Origin of the sequence: Haloterrigena salifodinae (assembly GCF_003977755.1) — an archaeon.
In the GTDB taxonomy this organism is placed as follows: domain Archaea; phylum Halobacteriota; class Halobacteria; order Halobacteriales; family Natrialbaceae; genus Haloterrigena; species Haloterrigena salifodinae.
Window position 1 is genome coordinate 1 of the sequence record NZ_RQWN01000009.1, and the last position, 18,253, is coordinate 18,253.

The following is an 18,253-nucleotide window of genomic DNA, read 5'->3' on the forward strand; positions in this document are numbered from 1 at the left end:
GTGAATCTCAACGAGGATCCGATGCCGCTGGCCGAACAGGCCGGCGTGATGAAAGACCGCCTCGAGGCGCTGCCCCTCGGGGAGTACGAACACGCCACCCGCATTGTCTCGGAAGTCGAGTGCAACTGGAAGGTGTTCGCGAGCAACTACTCGGAGTGTGACCACTGCCAGGCTAACCACCAGGACTGGATCAAGGGCATCTCGCTCAACGATTCCGAACTCGAGGTCAACGATTACCACTGGGTGCTCCACTACACGCACGCCCAGGACGTCGAGGACGAGATGCGGATCCACGACGAGCACGAGGCCCAGTTCCACTACTTCTGGCCGAACTTCACGGTCAATATGTACGGCACCGCCGACGGCTACGGCACCTACATCATCGACCCGATCGACACCGACCGCTTCCAGCTCATCGCGGACTACTACTTCCGCGATAGCGAACTCTCCGAGGAAGAGCGCGAGTTCGTCCGGACGAGCCGCCAGCTCCAGGAAGAAGACTTTGAGCTGGTCGAACGCCAGTGGGAAGGCCTCAGAACGGGCGCGCTCGCTCAGGCCCAGCTGGGCCCCAACGAACACACTGTCCACCGCTTCCACCAGCTCGCCCAGGAAGCCTACGACTCGTGATCGCACCGTTCACCGACCAGCACTCGCCAGCACCCGAAACGGAATCCGAAATTCGATACCTATGAGCACGCAAGATCAGGCATCGTACGTCGCGTCCTGTCCGGAGTGCGACGTCGATCTACGAACCGAGACGCCGAACGAGATCGTCGAGTTCTACCGCCGTCACTATCGCGTGACGGGCCACGACGTAGAGTTCGAACGCGCACAGTTGGATTTAGACGAGGACGTCACGAGCGACGATCTCAAGGACGTCGTCTGGCAGCTCCAAGAGCACTACGAGAACGGCGTCCCGATCGGCGTCGTCGCGGCGGCGATGTCCGACCGCGGACTATCGATCGGCGAGACGATCGACGAGATCCATGAAGTACGGATGACCGGCGGCCTGTACGAACCACAGGACGATCATCTAGGCGCGTTCTGACCGACCGTTTTCGTTCGTCCCCCGGCTCACTGACTCGCGTTCGATTCGAAACGCCGGACGGCTCCCGCTCACCGCCGTCGCTCGTCGCAACGGTCACTCCTCGCGATCGGTCGCGTCCGTCTTGGGCCACTTCTCGTCAGGATCGATCGGTTCCACCGCGCGAACGAGTTCGTCTTCGGTGTAGTCGCGGTCCTCGAGTCGCATGCTCCGGATCCGCCACTGGCGGCTCAGTTCCGGTTCGCCCTCGGGCCCGACTCGCCCGCCGTGGGTTCTGAAGAACGCTCCGCCGCGACCGAGCCGCTTCCCCTCGTAGGTGTGTTGGTCGAAGACGGCGTCGTACGTCCCGCCGGGCTCGAGTTCGTCGACTGGATGGTCGTAGCGGGGCTCGCGGCCCTCCTCGCATGCGGCAGCGCGTTCGTCGGAGAGTTCGCCGAAGTAATCGTCGGCGTGTGCGGCCTCGCGAGACGACGGTGCTCGAGCGGCCGCCAGGGCCGCGTGGACCGCACAGAGCCGCCCGCGCCAGGACTCTTCCGACCAGCGTTCGCGGGCCAGTTCCTCGTAGCGGGCCACCGTGAGCGCGACCTCGTGTCCGGCGCGCAGGTCCTCGACGACGTAGAGGTTAATTCGGTCCCAGAAGTTCCAGGCGTAGCCCGAACGGACCAGTTCCCACGCGGCCCACGCCGCGACCTCCTCGTCGGATCGCCGAACCGCCTTCTGGAGAAGGCTCGAGACGACGTACCGATTCGCCCCGGACTTGGTCGCGTTTTCACCGAGTTCGTCGCCGAAGTCGTCGCGCTCGGGTCCGGAGTCGGAATCGTCGTCGGTCGCGTCCGTCTCGTCGGTCCGGAGCTCGCCTTCGGTGCCGAACGTGGCCTGTTTCCTGTCGTCCATACTCGATTCTCGCTCCCGTCAACGGAAATAGCTGACTGCTCCGATCAACGGGCGGGCGAATCACGCCGACTGACCGTACTCGAGATCGGGATCGTCACTCCGCTCCGAGGGACGGGTGGTACCCACACTGCTCGCAGAGCCGTTCAACTCGAACTCCCGGAAACCAGTCGCGGTTCGGCTACGCGACGTGTCTGTCGGTGCGCTAACGGTAATGGTGGTTCGTGAGACTGTCCACTGTATGGGACGTCCGATACTGCTCGCGTTAGTAACGATGATCGCGTGGGGCCTGTAGGCGGTCTTCGCCAGGCTCGCAACGGACTCCATCCTTCCGGAGACGGCGATGGGGATCTCCTACGCGGTGGGGACGCTCGTCGTCGTTACCTATATCGTTGTCACGCGGACGATCCCGACGGCCGTGGTCTACGACGGCTTGTTCTACGCCACGCTCGCCGGTGTCGCGTCGGCGGCCGGTAGAATTGCCCTGTACGCGGCGCTCGCGAGGGGTGACGCCGCGATCGTCACGACCATCAGCGCCCTCTATTTCATCGTCGCGGTGGTTATCGCGGTCGTCTTTCTGGAAGAACCCTTGCAGATGACTGATACTGCGGGAATCCTCCTAGCCGGTATCGCTATCGCGTTGATCGCGAACCGATCGAACTCGCGGACGAGTCGAGCGGATCGCGTTCGCTCGCGAAACACATCGTGATCGGTTCGTTACTGCTCGAGTTCGCGCACGCCGCCAAGCAGTCACCGGTCTCCGGTCGCAGTCTCGATGACGCCTCGCTTTCCCCTTCGAACCGACGCGCTAGTCATCGTCGTCCTGCCCCTGTGGGTGGGAGGAATCGGTGTTCGCAGACGTGATCAACGTGTCCTCGTTTGCTAGCGTGGACTCTCCCTGATAGTATTCGCGAGCGGTAACGTAACTTGCATAGACGATCGCCAGGAGGAAGAGCGTGAACGGGAGCGCGAGCACCGGGGGAAACGCTTGCATCGCGTCGAACACCGGAAGTTCGAGCGTCATCACGCCGAGGAAGGAGAGCAGGACTCCCCACCACGCCCGGTTTCGAGCGTTCGGCTCCTCCGTGCCAAGCGTTATCGAGGAGAGGATGTACACGGCCGAGTCCAAGGACGTCACGACGTACCCGGCGATCACCAATATGAGCAACACTCCCAGCAGGGGTGCGAACGGCGTGAGAGTGACCGCAGTCGCGATCGAGGCGGGGATACCGCCGCTGGCAAACGCGTCACTGACCGGCCCGACGTATCCCGGTGCGAGCACCCAGCCGCCGACGATGGAGTGCTGTATCCAGAGCAACACGCCAGGAATAACGACCAGGCAGACGAACGTCTCGCGGATGGTTCGGCCCTTCGACACGCGGGCGACGAAACTGCCGACGAACAGACCCCATGCGGCCCACCACGCCCACCAGAAACTCGTCCATTGTTGGGGCCAATTGCCCGCAGCCGTCGGAGCGGAGTACAGCGAGAGGCGGAACATGTTATTCAGCCAGACGCCGCCGGCGTCGAGTCCGAGGTTGATCGTAAAGAGCGTCGGTCCGACCGTGAGGAGCAGCGCGAATGTGACCAACATGAGGACGACGGTGATCCGAGCGGCGTTGCGAATCCCGCTTCGCAGCCCCAACCAGACGTCCCCGAGGAAGACCAGTCCGAGAACGCCGAACAGCCCGTACGTGAACAGCGTCGGGGGAACGCCGAACACCGTATCCAGCAGGGCGGAGAACACCTGCGCGGAGAATCCGATAGCCGCCGCGACGCCGCCGATGATGGCGATCAGCGCCGCCAAGTCGACGGTCCAGTAGAGGAGCTTGTACCGATCGTCGTCAAGGAACACCTTTAGCATCGAACTGAACTTGTACGAATCCGTACCGCGCGTGTAGATGATCAGTCCGAACGCCAACGCGAACGGCGGATACCACATGGCGAGTCCCGGGAAGACCTCGTGGATGAACATAAACGCGAGCGCGAGCGATTCGATTGAGGCCCCCGTGACCGGAAGCGGCTCCGGAGGCGGACTGTTCACGATGGAGATGGGTTCGCCGACCCCCCAAATGATGATCGAGCCGCTGTACCCGACCGTGAACACCATGGCGAGCCACGAGAACAGATCGAACTCTGGCTCGGCGTCCTGTCCGCCGATCCGAATGTGACCGTATCGCGAGAAGACCATGTACGTCGAGAAGACGAGCAATACCATCCCGAGTAACATGAACCACCAACCGAAGTAGGTCAACACCCATCCGAAGGCCTCGTTGAACGTATCGTTGAGGACCTGTGGACTCCGGATACCGATCGCTGCTAACGCCAGCAACGCCCCTCCCGTGATGAAGAACAGGAGTTTCTCATCGGCGTCTGCGCTTTCCAGGCCGAATATGTGCCAGAAGTTCATTGTTTTTCGATGATGAAACTACACGTCTCCGTAATCGATCCCCAGTCCGATGCGTGACTCATGTTATGTATTACCAGTGCATCTGCTATCCCAACGGAACGGTACTTATACCTTTCGGACATATCGACGATTCGGTCGAAAAACTCGGACGGTACATCGAAACGAGAACCGTCGTCGCACACGATTTCGGCGCGAACGACGGAGAATTCGGTCCCGTACACTATCTCTCGTATTCGGGATCGCTTGAGTGCGTCTCCGTTACCTTCGGTCAGCGGTAACGGAGGCGGTCGTCCCGACTACGTCGCGATACCACTATCTCGTCAGTCGTGACGATTCCACCTCTCCGAATCCTCCCGTCAGAGTTCCGGCTCATCGAGATTGACGTAGACCGATTTCGTCTGCTGGTAGTGGTCGAGCACCTCCGTGCCCAGGTCTTTTCCGATACCCGACTCCTTGAAGCCGCCATACGGAGCCTGCGGCAGGATCGGACCGTACTCGTTGACGTACACGAGCCCCGCTTCGATGTCCGCCGCCGCGTTGTGGACGACGGACGTCCGCTCGGTCGCGATGCCCGCTGCAAGTCCGAACTCGGTGTCGTTCGCGAGTTCGATCGCCTCGTCGTAGCTCGAGAACGTGTTGATCGTCTGTACGGGCCCGAAGATTTCCTCCCGAGCGATGCGCATATCGTTCTCCACGTCGTCGAACACCGTCGGTTCGACGAACCAGCCGTTCCGGAGGTCGGAATCGTCTGGCGGTCCGCCACCCGTGAGCAGGGTGGCGCCTTCGTTCTCGCCGACGTCGATGTATTCTGTGACCGTCTCGTACTGGGACTCGGTAGTGAGCGGCCCCATCGTCGTCTCTTCGTCGAGCGGATCGCCGAGCGTGTAGGATTCGGCTTTCTCGACGAACCGGTCGACGAACTCCTCGTGGACGCTCTCGTGAACGATCGCTCGAGAGAACGCGTCGCAGATCTCTCCCGTGCTGTAAAAGATACCGTCAGCGACGGCGGAAACCGCCTTTTCCAGGTCGGCGTCGGGAAACACGATAAACGGCGACTTCCCGCCGAGTTCTAACGTAACCGGGGCGACGTTTTCGGCGGCCGCCTGCATCACTCGCTGTCCAACGCCGACGCTGCCAGTGAACGAGATTTTGCGGACCTGATCGTGTTCTGTCAGTGCGCCGCCGACCTCCGATCCGGTCCCGGTGACGACGTTAAGCACGCCGTCCGGGAAGATACCCTCGGACAGTTCGGCGATGCGGATCGTCGTCAGCGGGGCCTCAGCCGACGGCTTCAGCACGGTCGCGTTCCCCGTCCCAAGCGCGGGCCCGAGCTTCCACGCGGCCGCCCAGATCGGGAAGTTCCACGGCGTGATCTGTCCGACCACGCCGTAGGGCTCTTTTCGCGTGTAGAGGTGCAGATCCTCGGACGTCGACACCTGTCTCCCGTCCTGACTCTGGCCCCGGCAGATCGACGCGTAGTATTCTAAGGTTCCAATCGCCCCTTCGACCTCCCCTCGAGCCTGCGACATCGGCTTCCCGGTGTCTATGCACTCCAGGAACGCCAGTTCGTCGACGTGATCGCGGAGTACGTTGATCCAGTCGAGCATGAGTCGAGATCGTTCGGCAGGGGTCGTCTCCGACCACTCCTCGTCGAACGCGCTCCACGCGGCGTCGACTGCCGTATCGACCTCCGCCGAGCCGCAGCGCGGAATCGCGGTGATTGGTTCACCGACGACGGGGTCGACGGTCTCGACGACCTCGTCCGTCTCGTATCGAGACCCGTCTAGCCACGAGTCGAACGTGCTGATATTCTCGACTCGTTCTCTCGCTTCCACGTGATTCTCCCGTAACTGGCCGCTAACAGTCTCTGATGCCATTTACAGGAAGTGGTTTGTTACCATCCTTCATATATTTTAGCATAGACCCGTCGATGCTAGAGCTTCGAGTTCGAAAATCGGTGCCGCGAACGAAACTTCCTGCTACACTGTTCCCGATGATCGATGAGACTACCGATGACTGACGTCCGCGACGGAGGGGTGAGGCCGACGCGGTCGCGTCCGTTCGGAACTGCCCGTCTCTTCCGTCGAAACTAACACACTACCGGTCGGCTGTCGCTCTTTCGAGTCTCCGGCTCCGAACGTTCACCGTCCGCTAGAAGGCGACGGAAACGGAATCTCTCCGACGGTATCGGAACGGATGTGCTCGGTCGAGTCGATGGGTGACCGGGGTCAACTCCCTCGATTGGCTGCGTTTCGCGATCGGCGACGATCAGTACGCGTCCCGAGCGACTTCCAAGAGGTCGTCGGCGTCCGCGTCTCGGGGGTTGTCGTGAATCTCGATCGTGTCTAACGACTTCTCCGCGATCGCGGGGAGATCGTCCTCCGCGACGCCGAGTTCGCGGAGACTCGAGGGGAGGTCGACCCTGTCGATGAGTTCCTCCACGGCGTCCACCGCTTCCCTCGCGGCCTCCTCGTCGGATAACCCGGACACGTCCACGCCCATCGTTTCCGCGACTTCGGCGTATCGACCGGGAACGGCTTCGATGTTGTATCGCATCACGGCGGGCGTGTACGCGGCGATGGCCTCGCCGTGTGGGATTTCGGGATACATTCCGCCGGTCGTTTCGGCCAGGGAGTGGATCGCTCCGAATCCGGCGAAGTTCTCGCAGATCCCCGCCACGTGAGAGCCGAACATCATCTGTTCGCGCGCCTCCATCTCGCCGTCCTCGTAGGCGGCGGGGAGGTGCTCCGAGACGAGTCCCATCACGTGTTTGGTCAGCGGTTCGACGAGGGGCGGACGGGCGGACGACACGTGATTCTCGAGCGCGTGGGAGAAGGCGTCGAAGCCGGTCGCGGCGGTCTGTCTCGGCGGTAGCGTCTCTGTCAGGGCGGGATCGACCAGCGAAATTTCGGCGCCCAGGTACGGTCCGCCCGGGTACAGCGGCGATTGGCCGAGGGCCATCTTGAACTCGCGTTCTTCGTCGGTGATAACGGCCCAGTAATCGACCTCGCTGCCGGTTCCGGCGGTTGTCGGTACCGTCACCAGCGGAAGGGGGTGATTCTCGATCGGTTCCTCCATCACCTCCTCGGCCGACGTCACTTCGTAATCGGCGATCTCTCCCGGGTTGGTCGCCATCAGCGACGCTCCCTTTCCGACGTCGATCGAACTTCCGCCGCCGACGGAGACGATGAAGTCACATCCCTCTTGCTCCAGCATCTCGGTCGCTTCGTCGACCATTCCGGCCGTCGGGTTGGGCTCGACGCCGTCGTAGGTAGCGTACTCAATGCCTTCGGCAGTGAGCGACGTTCGGATCCCGTCGACTAGGCCAGCGTCGAGGATCCCCTGATCCGTGACGATCAGCGCCTTCTCCCAGCCCTGCGAATCGACGATCGATCCGATGTTCTCGCTGGATCCGTTCCCGAATTCGACCCAGATCGGAAAGGTGAGCGTGTAGTCGCCGAGGCTCATCGGCGCTCACCCTCGCGTTTCGCGTCGAGAATGCCGGGTGATTCCGTAGCCGTACTATCTATGGACGTCTCTCGGCCCGCATGAGTGTCTTTCTCTCGCATTCCAACCGAGGATTCCATATTCCAGTATATAAATCTTAGTGTTAGGTCACACCGCCGCGGTTTCGCGAACGACGTGTCTGCGTCCGTGTGACCGGCTGGGCCCCGATCGCGGCGGATCGGTCCGCCGTCCGCACTATTCGGTCCCCTGCTCGCTTGGGGAGGAACTCTCGGCTCCGACCTTCTCGTTAGCCACCCAAACAATTGATATCTGGTAACTGAACAGTGACCGTTCTGATGCGTTTCGAATGTGGAAACGGACCTCGAGTATCGTCGATCATCGACTTCGCGAGCCGATCGTCTCGGGAGAGGTGTTGCGTTCGATCCGTCGGAGAACGCCGGCGCCTTTCCGATGCGCCACGTTCGGTCCGCTACGGACCGTCACTACGGTCGTTCGCCAACCGTCGTTCGAACGATTCGACGGTCCGCTCGAGCACCGAAACGATATTCTGCTCGATCACCTCATCGGTAATGCGATAGCTCGGTCCCGAGACGCTCATGGCACCGATGGGAGGACTGTCCGGTCGATCAACCGCCATCCCGACGCCGCGCAATCCGTCGGTAAATTCCTCGTCGTCGATCGCGTATCCCCGATCGTCGACACGCTCGAGTTCCTCGAAGAAGGCCTGTCGATCGGTGATCGTGTTATCCGTGTTCGCCGGTAGTCCCCACCGGTCGAGGATTGCTTCGGTACGTTCCCGGGGCAATTCGGCGAGAATCGCTTTCCCGGATGCGGTAGCGTGCATGTGGTAATATGTCCCCATTCGAGCACGGTAGCGGTTCGAATCGCTCTCGTCCGGGTATTTCACCCATTTGTGGTACGATTCCGAGATCGTGACGACGCAACCGTGGTCCTCGATCACGAAATCGACCTCTTCGTCGGTCGCGTCCGTCAGCTCTCTTACGGCGTCGTCCGCGAACTGGTAACCTACCTTTCGACTCCGAGCATGTTCGCCGAGGTCGAGGAATTTCGGACCGATGTGGTATTCGTCGCCCTCTTTTACCAAATAGCCGCATTCGTACAGGGTGATCACGTGCTTGTATACCGTACTTTTGGCGAGCGATAGATCTTCGGCGAGCTGGGAGAGGTTCGCGCCGCCGCGTTCCCGTATTCGGTCGATCAGCGCCAGCGAGCGAGCGGGCGTTTTCAATGTCGGATTCTTCGGTTGGCCCATCATATGTGATGTCAATCCATGCCATTCCAATTAAGCATTTCGCACATCGAAACACTAGTTCGAATTTCGCTTCTCAGAACAACCATCGGCGGATCTGGGACTGTCATCTCCCCATTTCGCCGATCCACAATCTGTAGGGGGTTATACCATTTGTCTATTCGAAACCGTCCGCCGTTCGTTCGCAGTTGGCGAGATGACGTCACGATCGCCCGAAAGCACCCTGATAACGCCACGTATGGGATGACTCTCGGTCCCGAGACTTGCTCGCCACTCACAGCGTTGAGTCGAGCGTCGAGGAGCGGGCGAACGGTCGGCAGACGACACTGCACTCTTCTCCCGGGTTCCGTTTTGGATCCGTTACCCGGCCTCCTATTCGGTTGTCTCTCCCGTTCGACTACGGTACGTCGGCTCACTTCGCCAAGTCCATTACACTCGTACTGATGTAATCACCTGCGTTTACGCCCGCCGTCTCAATGTCGAGACCGATTATACACGGTCCGACCGAAACCCGATCGGTAGCTCGACGTTCGAACGATTCGCCTGTTCTCATCGGTCGGCAGACCTGCTCTCTCTCATCGGTGCGGTGGGCTATTATCTTCCGCTGACTCCCGGCATCGCCTACTGAGCTGCAGCGGCCGAAAGAAGTCTCCGAGGTCATAGTAGCCTGCTAGTCGCGGCGACTTGTGACACTGAAACTGCGACCCCACCGTCCGCTTTTACGCATTCGAAAAGTACGGGTGATACTACGTCTTTCACTCGCGATCGTACGCATCCGGCAGCAGTTCTATTTCCGCCTCTTTCACACTGAAGTCGTAGTTCCGTTCGAAAACGTAGTCCAGAGAGATCGTGCCCCATCCACGAAAGGTACTATTTCTAAGGTTTTGTGTTTCACGATTTCGTTTCGCGAGACTCTCGCGTAAATACGGCGGTACCGATCGGATACGACGGTAGCCAGGCGATTCTCTTCATCCCTCATTCCGGGCGGACTGAAAGGCGATAGTATCAGTGACTGTCACTTGTCGCCACCTCATCTCTTCCGGCGTGATTCGGACTTCCATCAGGAATCGGTTGCTAATTACGCATCCACACGCAGTGGTGGCTGTTTTCCGAAAAACAGCTACGGTCACCGCGAGCCGATCGTCAATCCGCTCCGAGGGACGGCACGTTCCCGCAGTGATCGCACATCGGCGTGGATCGTTCGTACGGTTCGACCATCGTCTGTTCGCAGTTCGGACATGGCATCTCACGTCTTGTGCCAACGTAGCATATGACATTCTTGGAGTGCTAAATGACGGGCCGTTATACCAGATTGTGGACATCTTCAAAGGCGGAAACGGGTCGATCAGTTCTGCTGATCTTCTGCTCGGTTCCGCCGACGCGGAACCGATTCAGTGTACTGATGATTCGGCCCCTATCATGTTCGACTTCTCGTTGTCGGGTATCGCAGCGCTTCAAGCGCGTAAAGTGGCGAGTCGCTGGCTCGAGACAGTCGAATCGATGTCGCAGCATGATCCGATATCCGGATCTGGAAACCGGACATATAATGGGATTCTATATAACTGGTTAACGCTTTTTCGTAATGCCCTCAATTGTGCTACTGTATGACGCAATGGAACCAAAGCCAGACCGAGGCAGTAAGCGCAGACATCACGGAGAAGACGAACGCGCTGCCGGCCCGGTACTTCACCGATGACGACGTCTTCGAGATGGAGAAAGAGAAAGTGTTCGGCCAGTACTGGGTGTACGCCGGCCACGCCAATAGCATCAGTGATCCCGGCCAGTACTTCACGCGAACCATCGGCGGGCGTGATCTAATCGTCGCTCGAGACGACGACGGTGACGTCCGCGCCGTGGAGAACTTCTCCGCTCGCGACGGTAACGCGCTTCTCGAGGACGCGCCGATGACCGATCCCGGGCGTGTCGATCCGGACGAGCTCGCTGATGCGGAGTCGGTGCACGCCGACAGCATCGGTCCGCTGCTGTTCGTCAACCTGCGCGAGGATCCGATGCCGCTGGCCGAGCAGGCCGGCGTGATGAAGGATCGTCTCGAGGCGTTGCCCCTTGAGGAGTACGAACTCGCCACCCGGATCAGTTCGGAGGTCGAGTGCAACTGGAAGGTGTTCGCGAGCAACTACTCGGAGTGCGACCACTGCCAGGCTAACCACCAGGACTGGATCAAGGGCATCTCGCTCAACGACTCCGAACTCGAGGTCAACGACTACCACTGGGTACTCCACTACACGCACGCTCAGGACGTCGACGATGAGATGCGGATCCACGACGAGCACGAAGCCCAGTTTCACTACTTCTGGCCGAACTTCACGGTCAATATGTACGGCACTGCCGACGGCTACGGCACCTACATCATCGACCCGATCGATACCGATCGCTTCAGGCTGATCGCGGACTACTACTTCCGCGACAGCGAACTCTCCGACGAAGAGCGCGAGTTCGTTCGCACGAGCCGCCAGCTCCAGGAAGAGGACTTCGAACTGGTCGAACGCCAGTGGAAGGGACTTAGAACGGGCGCGCTCGCTCAGGCCCAACTCGGCCCCAACGAACACACCGTCCACCGCTTCCACCAGCTCGCCCAGGAGGCCTATAACTCATAACTGATCTAAAACGTAAGCGCAGACTCATCCGATCAAGTATGTAGTTCCGTTTTTCGGAACACCGAGATTCGTTATCTGGAATTGCTGCGACGACACTCTCCGATCTGGAGTCGTGTTTCGTACCTCCTCTGCGCCGATTGGCTGCGTCTTGATAAAGTGTAACTCTCCGCCGACGAGTTGCGTCTCACGCTTTACGAGCATCGTGGTGTTTACGAAAGTGTGTGGTGAGATCCCCCTATGATTACCGACTCGATGAGCAATCTAGCGGACGGGACTCTGGACGGTGTCGTCACCGACGTGTAAAAACGAGACAAGGACTCATCCACACCCTCGCGACCGAGCCTGACTTCGAAGCGGGAGATGCTGTCACGGGTCGCATTGACGAAGAGTTCCGGACCTACTGCACGCGAGCGCATACGGCGAGTCATTCGGTGTACGGCGTGGAACGAAATCTGTTTGAGGACCCTGGGTACAGCGGGTTTGATATCGGATCGGAGAAAGTTCGCCTGGGCTTCGAAACTGACCGCGACCCCGGCGATGGAAACGCTATCACGCTCGAGAAATGGGAAACGAAGTCGGAAACGCTCAGGACATCACATGGGAAGGGCCTTTAGACGCGGAACAACCGCAGCAGCGAGTATTTAAACACCAGTCATAATGAACATGGCTTTTCTCTAAATAGAGTCACGAAGCACTCACTAATGGGATTTATAGGAATGGATTCGGGAATTTTGTTCGGCTTAATTACAATGACGTCGTGGGGGATTTGGATAATCTTAGGCAACGGTGCATCAGAGTCCATCGATCCGAGGACTGCCGCCGCGATTACGTATCTCGTAGCGGGTCTTCTCGCACTTGGGTCGATCGTCGTTTCAGATGCCTCGATCGCCGTTACTGCGAGAGGAGGGTTGCTTGCTGGCGCGGCTGGATTGTTCGCTGGAATCGGCCTCATTTCGATGTATATCGGATTCTCCCAAGCGTCAACGACACTGGTCTCTACTCTCGGTGCCATGTACTTCGTCGTCGCGGCTGTCCTCGGTATCGTCGTTCTCGGAGACGAGGTTACGATAACGAGATTTGCTGGAATCGCGTTCGCATGTCTCAGTATCGTCTTAATCACTCGATAGAGTGGATTGATTCGATGGTCGCGCGTGAGTCAGTACGACCGGTACGCAGGGCGGCGGATTGCACGAGGAACCGGCGACCGTCGTCGAGTACCTGCAGAAGCAGGCGTAATTGCTCAGAGGCGACGAGAGCGTGAATTCTCCCCCCGTATTGAGCTAGACGAAACGGCATGTTTTCCCGTTCTTTTCAACAAATCAAATATATTATCTGTTGTGGGCGGTGCGAACTAAGTCTATAGCGCACGTGTCCCCGTTCCGACTCGATGCCAGCCGCGAACACAGAACTGCGATAACGGTCCCTGTATCGCCGCTATTGGAGCGGATGACGAACTATCACTCTCGGCGGTGACGGGAGATTCATTACACGTCGACACGAGATGCCATACGGAATGGTCACGTCTTCATCGGAGATTCCGATCACCGTTATCAGTGGACCGCTGGGTGCGGGTAAAACGACGCTGGTCAACCGACTGCTGAACAACCCCGGCGAGAGGCGAATCGCCGTCATCGTCAACGACATGGGCGAGGTCAACGTCGACGCGGAGTTGATCGCTGACGAGACGGAAGAAGGTGTCGTCGACCTCTCGAACGGGTGTATCTGCTGTCGGCTCCAGGACGACCTCGTCGCTCAAGCGACGCGGTTGGCTGAGGAGCGTTCGTTCGACTACCTCGTCGTCGAGGCGTCGGGAATCAGCGAACCGGTTCCCATCGCTCGTGCGCTCACGGAGGGGACAAACGAAGACAGCCTTCCGGACCGGTTCCGCCTCGATACGACAGTTTCGGTCGTCGACGCTTACGGGTTCTGGAAAGCGTTCGATTCCGAAGAATCCCTCCCGGATGCTGCCCCGGACCCGGAGCGCCCGCTAACCGAGGTGTTAGTAGACCAGATCGAGTTCTGCGACGTGTTGCTGCTGAACAAATGCGATATGGTTCCCGATGATGCGCGGGAGTCTATCGAGACTGCCATCCGTAAACTCCAGCCGCGTGCGACGCTTCATCGAACGACGTACAGCGATGTCGACCCGAGTGCCGTTCTTAATACTGGATCGTTCGACTTCGAAGCGGCACGGCGGCAACAAGGCTGGAAGCGAGCGCTGTCCGGAGAAGCAGCAAACGAGCATCCGGGTCACGACCACGGTGACGATGCCGTTTCGGCGGCTGAGGCACACGGCGTCGAGTCGTTCGTCTATCGGCGAGAGCGTCCCTTCCATCCCGAGCGGTTCGACGCGTGGCTCGACGACTGGGACGGCAAGATTATCCGCGCGAAAGGGTTCGCGTGGGTCGCGAGTCGCCCGGAGACGGTTCTCGGGGTGAGTCAGGCCGGTCCGTCCGTCCAGGCTGGCCCGATCGGCGAGTGGGGAGACGACGACCCGGCGACACGGTTAGTGTTCATCGGTAGCGACCTCGACGAAGCGGCCGTGACCGACGAACTCGACGACTGTCTAGCTGCGTCCGACGAACAGACCGAAGCGTACGCTACCGATCCCTTCCCCCGCGGATCTGCTTGATCTCCGCTGGGTCTGATCTCTTCGCTGGTCGTTCCAGCGCCCGCAGACTCCCCGCAGCCGACGGTGATCGATCACCGGTGCTGCCCGGTTCGCATCGTACTCAGGTACTCGTCGCGTCTCGTACTCGGTCCCTCGCGTCCGGCCGTCTAGGGACGAAGAATCCTGTGCGGGTAGCGTATACCAGAACGTAGAGCGACGTAGTCACGCCAAAAACGGAGGCGTCTGATCGCGCGAGGGTTACGGTTCCAGCAGGACCTTCGTGACGCCTTCCTCACGGTTGTCGAATTTCTCGTACATCTCCGGTGCGTCCTCTAGGCCGACGCGGTGGGAGACGACCCAGCTGGGATCGGCGCGCCCTTCGATGATCATGTCGCGGAGTTCGCGGTTGTACTCCTTGACGTTGCACTGGCCGGTACCGAGCGCCTGCCCCTTCTCGAAGAGGAGGCCAAAGTCGATGCCGAGACGTCCCTGTGCGGCCATGTCGTCCGGTGCACCGGGGTCATCGGGGACGTACAGTCCCGGAATCCCAAGTTCACCGGTCGGGCGGACCGTCCGGATGAGATTGTTGATGACAACAGCCGGGTTCTCGCGAGCGGGGTCGTACGCGCCGTCGCCTTCCTTATCCGGGTCGATAGCCTGGTATCCGACGGCGTCGACGCCCTTATCGACGCCCCCGCCATGGACGTCCTTGATCTGTTCGACCGGATCTCCCTCCTCGAAGTTGATCGGCGTCGCGTCGCAGTGTTCCTCAGCTAATTCGAGGCGGCTGGGAACGCGGTCGACGACGTAAATCTCCGCGGCACCCTTGAGCTTCGCGCTGTAGGCCGCCATCAGGCCCACCGGCCCGGCACCGTAGATTGCGACGGAGTCACCGGACTGGAGGTTGGCGAGCTCCGTGCCGTGCCAGCCGGTCGGGAAGATGTCCGCGAGCAGTGCAAACGAGTCCTCGTGTTCGTCTCCGTCGGGCAGTTTGAGCGCGTTGAAGTCCGCGTACGGAATGCGGAGTTGCTCAGCCTGACCGCCCTGGTACGGCCCCATCGCGACGTACCCGTACGCGCCGCCGGCGAATCCGGGATTGACGTTCGTACAGAAGCCCGTGTAGCCGTTCTCGCAGTTCTCACAGAAGCCACAGGCGACGTTGAACGGCGCGACGACGCGGTCGCCCACCTCGAGGGAACTCACCGCGTCGCCGACCTCGGTCACGACCCCCATGTTCTCGTGCCCGAACACGATCCCCGACTCTGCGGCCGTCCGCCCTTCGTACATGTGGAGGTCGGACCCGCAGATGCACGTCGTCGTGATGTCGATCACGACGTCGTTCGGGTGTTCGATCTGGGGTTGCTCGACTTCTTCGACCGCAACCTCGCGTTCGCCTTTGTAAACGACGGCATTCATGGACATTGATCGATATCTCCACTATCATCCACGAGCGGATCATATTTATATTCGGTGTTTATTTAGACGGTTAAAACTCAACTTGTAAAATTAACAACCTTTAGTGGCGAAGATCCGTTCTACATGTTTGCCGTTTCATCCGGTGTTTTTCATCCCGGCAGCGATTCCTTTGACCGTCAACCGAAGCGTCCGCTCCTCGAGCTCCGTGCGATGGGTCTGCTCGAGGTTCTCACCGAGCCAGTCGCGGGGATGGAGTTCGTCGCGTCGGCCGATCTCGCCCAGTCGGCGCTGGTTCTTATACAATGACCAGTTGGCCGCGAGGAAACCGTTCTCCTTGTTCGAGTCCGAGTAGCCCAGCATGATCTCCTGGGTCCGGCCGCGGACCTCGAGGGCCTGACCGGAGGCTTCGTTCTCGAACAGCGTGCCCATGATCCGGCGGGCTCCCGAGAGGGCGTACTCGGTTTCCAGAAGCGGGACGATGTTGATGCCCGCGTGTTCGGGCAGCGAGACGATGCCGGCTTGATCCGCCAGAAACAGCACCTCGAGGACATGGCTCGGCTCGTCGGTCATCTAGATGCAGTAGGTGTCGATGGCCTCGATGCCGTACTCGGTCTGCCAGTCGGCGAGGCTGTCGAAGAGTTCGAAAACGCGCGCCGAGTCCGCCGAGAGCTCGTCGGTTTCGCTCTGGTCGAGTACGGGCTCGTCCTGTAACACGGCGTCGGTCAGGAACGTGTCGCGCTCCTCCTCTGAGAGATCGTAGTGGTCGATCCCCCCGCTCTCGAGGGCCTCGGCGATGGCGTCAGTATGCTTCTGCTGATGTTCTCGCAGGTCCAGGCTGGCCAGCGAGAAGCCGAAGGTGGTGACCTGGAGCCGGATCGGGTCGACGTGGGCCTCGACGACGTTTTCGGCCGCATTGTTACGGAGGCTTTGCGCGATGACTTCGAGGTCGTCGAGGAGTTCGTCGACGGTCAAGCGCGTCGAGCAGAAGCTGCTCCTCGAGTCACGGAGAACAGAGTGACTTCGATGGACGGAACGTGCCTCGAGACCGTCGGCGGATCGGACGAGGTTCGATGCAAGCGCTAACCGAGCGATCGGGCGTCGGCCCTACTCGAGGGCGTCGTCCGGTTCGCCGGACGTCGGTCTCGGACAGTGACCGCGATCGGTCGTTTTCTTCCGGTTCGAATCGATTGTCCCTTTCATGTCGACATTTGGAGGAGTCAAACGAATGGGGTTCGATACGTAGCGGTGACTCGTTGGAGTCGATACGGAAGACCGATCGAATCGGTCGGCTTTGACCGCAGGCGAACGTGACCGGACAAAATACGATAATCCGACAGTTCGTCGTCCCCGTCCCCAAACCGCCTTCATCGTCGCGACCTAATTTCCGATGACGGTTCACAGAGGCTGGGCCATCGCGTCCAGTTGCTCGACGAAATCGTCGATGACTCCGCTCGTGGCCGCGGTCTCGTTTTCGGTATCGCTGTTATTGTGAACTGGGGGCTCGTAGACGGTGATCTCCGCACGCTCGAGGGCGGTTAGATCACCCTTGTGGCACTCGAGGTTGAGAATCGCGCCGGCAAAGATAACGATCACCCGATGGTCGTGGACGTCGAGGAACTGGATTTCGAGTCGGTCTAAGACTGCGGTGACGTCGATCGCCGTCGGGAACGCACATTGCTGCGAGACGTCGGCAGCCTTACTCATTACGATCTACGTCGAGATGCGATATAATAGTTCTTCGGGCACCGTCTGGTGAAGCGCTTCTGGCACGGAGCAGTGGCTTACCGCCTGTTACGAGACTACAGGAGAGAACAGAAATAATCACTGTTCGGGAGTGTCTGCTGAGTCGGTCGACTTTCGCCGCTGATGGAACAGAACCTCGTTATGTCTCGATGGTATGTTCACAGCGGCACTCTCTAGTTTAGCACCTCCGCTGGCGTTTGTCCACTGAGTGATTGGTGTGGTCGTTGTGTATTGTAATTGTGTCCGAACTGTTCAAGACACCCTGACGCTCGTCCGACTGCCTACCCACGAGTTCTGGAAGCGGTCAGCCCAAATTTCGAGGGGATGAAACCACTTCCCGATCAGACATCTCACGACGTAGTCAAGCTGACCGCTTAGTCCTAATCGAGAGAGGACAGCAAGATATCTGTAGTCATCGACGAGAAACACCGTGTCGTCGAGATCGTGATTCTCGGTCAGTTGATGCAGGAACGCAACGGCTGGACCGGTGCCTCGCCGTCCGAATACTGCGGCAGCGAGACTGAGTTGTGAGTCTCTGTCTATTGCAGCGTAGGACCAAGGCCAGTCGCCGTTAATCTTGGCAGCGGTTCATCAATAGCGACCTGTGACGGCACACCCGTCGGCGGATCTGGGTGTTGACAGCTAGCTGCTGTACTCTGGTCCAGATTGCTTGACGAGAATGTTCAACGCCGATCAAGCGGAGCGTCGACGAGTTCGATAGAAGGTGTTCGAGGTCGCGCTCGCGAGGACTTCGCGAATGGCGTTCGAGACTGCGAGAAACCTG

At 59.7% G+C, this 18,253-nt stretch carries 12 protein-coding genes and 3 pseudogenes; 6 read left to right on the forward strand and 9 right to left on the reverse strand.

The genetic code is table 11. The annotated features are described in order from the left end of the window. Together EH209_RS23275 and EH209_RS23280 are read left to right on the forward strand one after the other, a co-directional pair. Positions 1 to 627 (forward strand): SRPBCC family protein (locus tag EH209_RS23275; protein WP_282957108.1); only part of this gene is annotated, 627 nt, incomplete at its 5' end. 61 nt (positions 628 to 688) lie between these two features. After that, on the forward strand, positions 689 to 1,048 hold the full coding sequence (locus EH209_RS23280; RefSeq protein ID WP_126665187.1) for a hypothetical protein: 360 nt from the start codon (positions 689 to 691) through the stop codon (positions 1,046 to 1,048). A 93-nt stretch (positions 1,049 to 1,141) separates the two neighbouring features. On the opposite strand, the gene EH209_RS23285 is transcribed toward EH209_RS23280, so the two are convergent. Continuing rightward, on the reverse strand, positions 1,142 to 1,939 hold the full coding sequence (locus EH209_RS23285; RefSeq protein ID WP_126665188.1) for a hypothetical protein: 798 nt from the start codon (positions 1,937 to 1,939) through the stop codon (positions 1,142 to 1,144). 307 nt (positions 1,940 to 2,246) lie between these two features. Here EH209_RS23285 and EH209_RS23290 point away from each other — a divergent pair. Further along, positions 2,247 to 2,645: pseudogene (locus tag EH209_RS23290) on the forward strand (EamA family transporter); the annotation flags it as partial. Positions 2,646 to 2,744: 99 nt separating this feature from the next. Here the strand turns inward: EH209_RS23290 and EH209_RS23295 are convergent. The 4 genes from EH209_RS23295 to EH209_RS23310 form a co-directional block, all read right to left on the reverse strand. Then, entirely contained in the window at positions 2,745 to 4,346 is a 1,602-nt protein-coding gene (locus EH209_RS23295) for a BCCT family transporter (RefSeq protein ID WP_126665189.1), read from the reverse strand. A gap of 356 nt (positions 4,347 to 4,702) precedes the next feature. Beyond that, a complete protein-coding gene (locus EH209_RS23300) occupies positions 4,703 to 6,223 on the reverse strand; it encodes an aldehyde dehydrogenase family protein (RefSeq protein WP_126665190.1) in 1,521 nt (506 codons plus the stop codon). A 391-nt stretch (positions 6,224 to 6,614) separates the two neighbouring features. Further along, a complete protein-coding gene (locus EH209_RS23305; protein ID WP_126665191.1) occupies positions 6,615 to 7,814 on the reverse strand; it encodes an iron-containing alcohol dehydrogenase in 1,200 nt (399 codons plus the stop codon). 469 nt (positions 7,815 to 8,283) lie between these two features. Then, a complete protein-coding gene (locus EH209_RS23310; protein WP_126665192.1) occupies positions 8,284 to 9,090 on the reverse strand; it encodes an IclR family transcriptional regulator in 807 nt (268 codons plus the stop codon). A gap of 1,598 nt (positions 9,091 to 10,688) precedes the next feature. On the opposite strand from EH209_RS23310, the gene EH209_RS23315 reads away from it, so the two are divergent. The 3 genes from EH209_RS23315 to EH209_RS23330 all read left to right on the forward strand — a co-directional run bounded on the left by EH209_RS23315 (position 10,689) and on the right by EH209_RS23330 (position 14,331). Then, complete coding sequence (locus EH209_RS23315; RefSeq protein ID WP_126665193.1) at positions 10,689 to 11,699, forward strand: aromatic ring-hydroxylating oxygenase subunit alpha; 1,011 nt, start codon at positions 10,689 to 10,691, stop codon at positions 11,697 to 11,699. Positions 11,700 to 12,400: 701 nt separating this feature from the next. Next, on the forward strand, positions 12,401 to 12,826 hold the full coding sequence (locus EH209_RS23325) for an EamA family transporter (protein ID WP_126665194.1): 426 nt from the start codon (positions 12,401 to 12,403) through the stop codon (positions 12,824 to 12,826). A 374-nt stretch (positions 12,827 to 13,200) separates the two neighbouring features. Continuing rightward, a complete protein-coding gene (locus EH209_RS23330; RefSeq protein WP_126665195.1) occupies positions 13,201 to 14,331 on the forward strand; it encodes a CobW family GTP-binding protein in 1,131 nt (376 codons plus the stop codon). Positions 14,332 to 14,568: 237 nt separating this feature from the next. Here EH209_RS23330 and EH209_RS23335 read toward each other — a convergent pair whose 3' ends face one another. The 4 genes and pseudogenes from EH209_RS23335 to EH209_RS23350 all read right to left on the reverse strand — a co-directional run. Beyond that, entirely contained in the window at positions 14,569 to 15,726 is a 1,158-nt protein-coding gene (locus tag EH209_RS23335; protein ID WP_126665216.1) for a glutathione-independent formaldehyde dehydrogenase, read from the reverse strand. A 135-nt stretch (positions 15,727 to 15,861) separates the two neighbouring features. Then, positions 15,862 to 16,692 (reverse strand): annotated as a pseudogene (locus tag EH209_RS23340) (phosphoenolpyruvate carboxylase); the annotation flags it as partial. Between the two features lie 429 nt (positions 16,693 to 17,121). Beyond that, positions 17,122 to 17,430 (reverse strand): hypothetical protein, encoded by a 309-nt coding sequence (locus EH209_RS23345; protein ID WP_126665196.1) that lies wholly within the window; start codon positions 17,428 to 17,430, stop codon positions 17,122 to 17,124. Between the two features lie 212 nt (positions 17,431 to 17,642). Then, positions 17,643 to 18,193, reverse strand: a pseudogene (locus EH209_RS23350) (integrase core domain-containing protein); the annotation flags it as partial. Between the last annotated feature and the right edge of the window lie 60 nt (positions 18,194 to 18,253).

What these genes read in the sequence shown, in the direction of transcription:
- EH209_RS23280 (WP_126665187.1), top strand. Translation starts at nt 689, where the DNA reads ATGAGCACGCAAGATCAGGCATCGTACGTCGCGTCCTGTCCGGAGTGC.
- EH209_RS23285 (WP_126665188.1), bottom strand. Translation starts at nt 1,939, where the DNA reads ATGGACGACAGGAAACAGGCCACGTTCGGCACCGAAGGCGAGCTCCGG.
- EH209_RS23295 (WP_126665189.1), bottom strand. Translation starts at nt 4,346, where the DNA reads ATGAACTTCTGGCACATATTCGGCCTGGAAAGCGCAGACGCCGATGAG.
- EH209_RS23300 (WP_126665190.1), bottom strand. Translation starts at nt 6,223, where the DNA reads ATGGCATCAGAGACTGTTAGCGGCCAGTTACGGGAGAATCACGTGGAA.
- EH209_RS23305 (WP_126665191.1), bottom strand. Translation starts at nt 7,814, where the DNA reads ATGAGCCTCGGCGACTACACGCTCACCTTTCCGATCTGGGTCGAATTC.
- EH209_RS23310 (WP_126665192.1), bottom strand. Translation starts at nt 9,090, where the DNA reads ATGATGGGCCAACCGAAGAATCCGACATTGAAAACGCCCGCTCGCTCG.
- EH209_RS23315 (WP_126665193.1), top strand. Translation starts at nt 10,689, where the DNA reads ATGACGCAATGGAACCAAAGCCAGACCGAGGCAGTAAGCGCAGACATC.
- EH209_RS23325 (WP_126665194.1), top strand. Translation starts at nt 12,401, where the DNA reads ATGGGATTTATAGGAATGGATTCGGGAATTTTGTTCGGCTTAATTACA.
- EH209_RS23330 (WP_126665195.1), top strand. Translation starts at nt 13,201, where the DNA reads ATGCCATACGGAATGGTCACGTCTTCATCGGAGATTCCGATCACCGTT.
- EH209_RS23335 (WP_126665216.1), bottom strand. Translation starts at nt 15,726, where the DNA reads ATGAATGCCGTCGTTTACAAAGGCGAACGCGAGGTTGCGGTCGAAGAA.
- EH209_RS23345 (WP_126665196.1), bottom strand. Translation starts at nt 17,430, where the DNA reads ATGAGTAAGGCTGCCGACGTCTCGCAGCAATGTGCGTTCCCGACGGCG.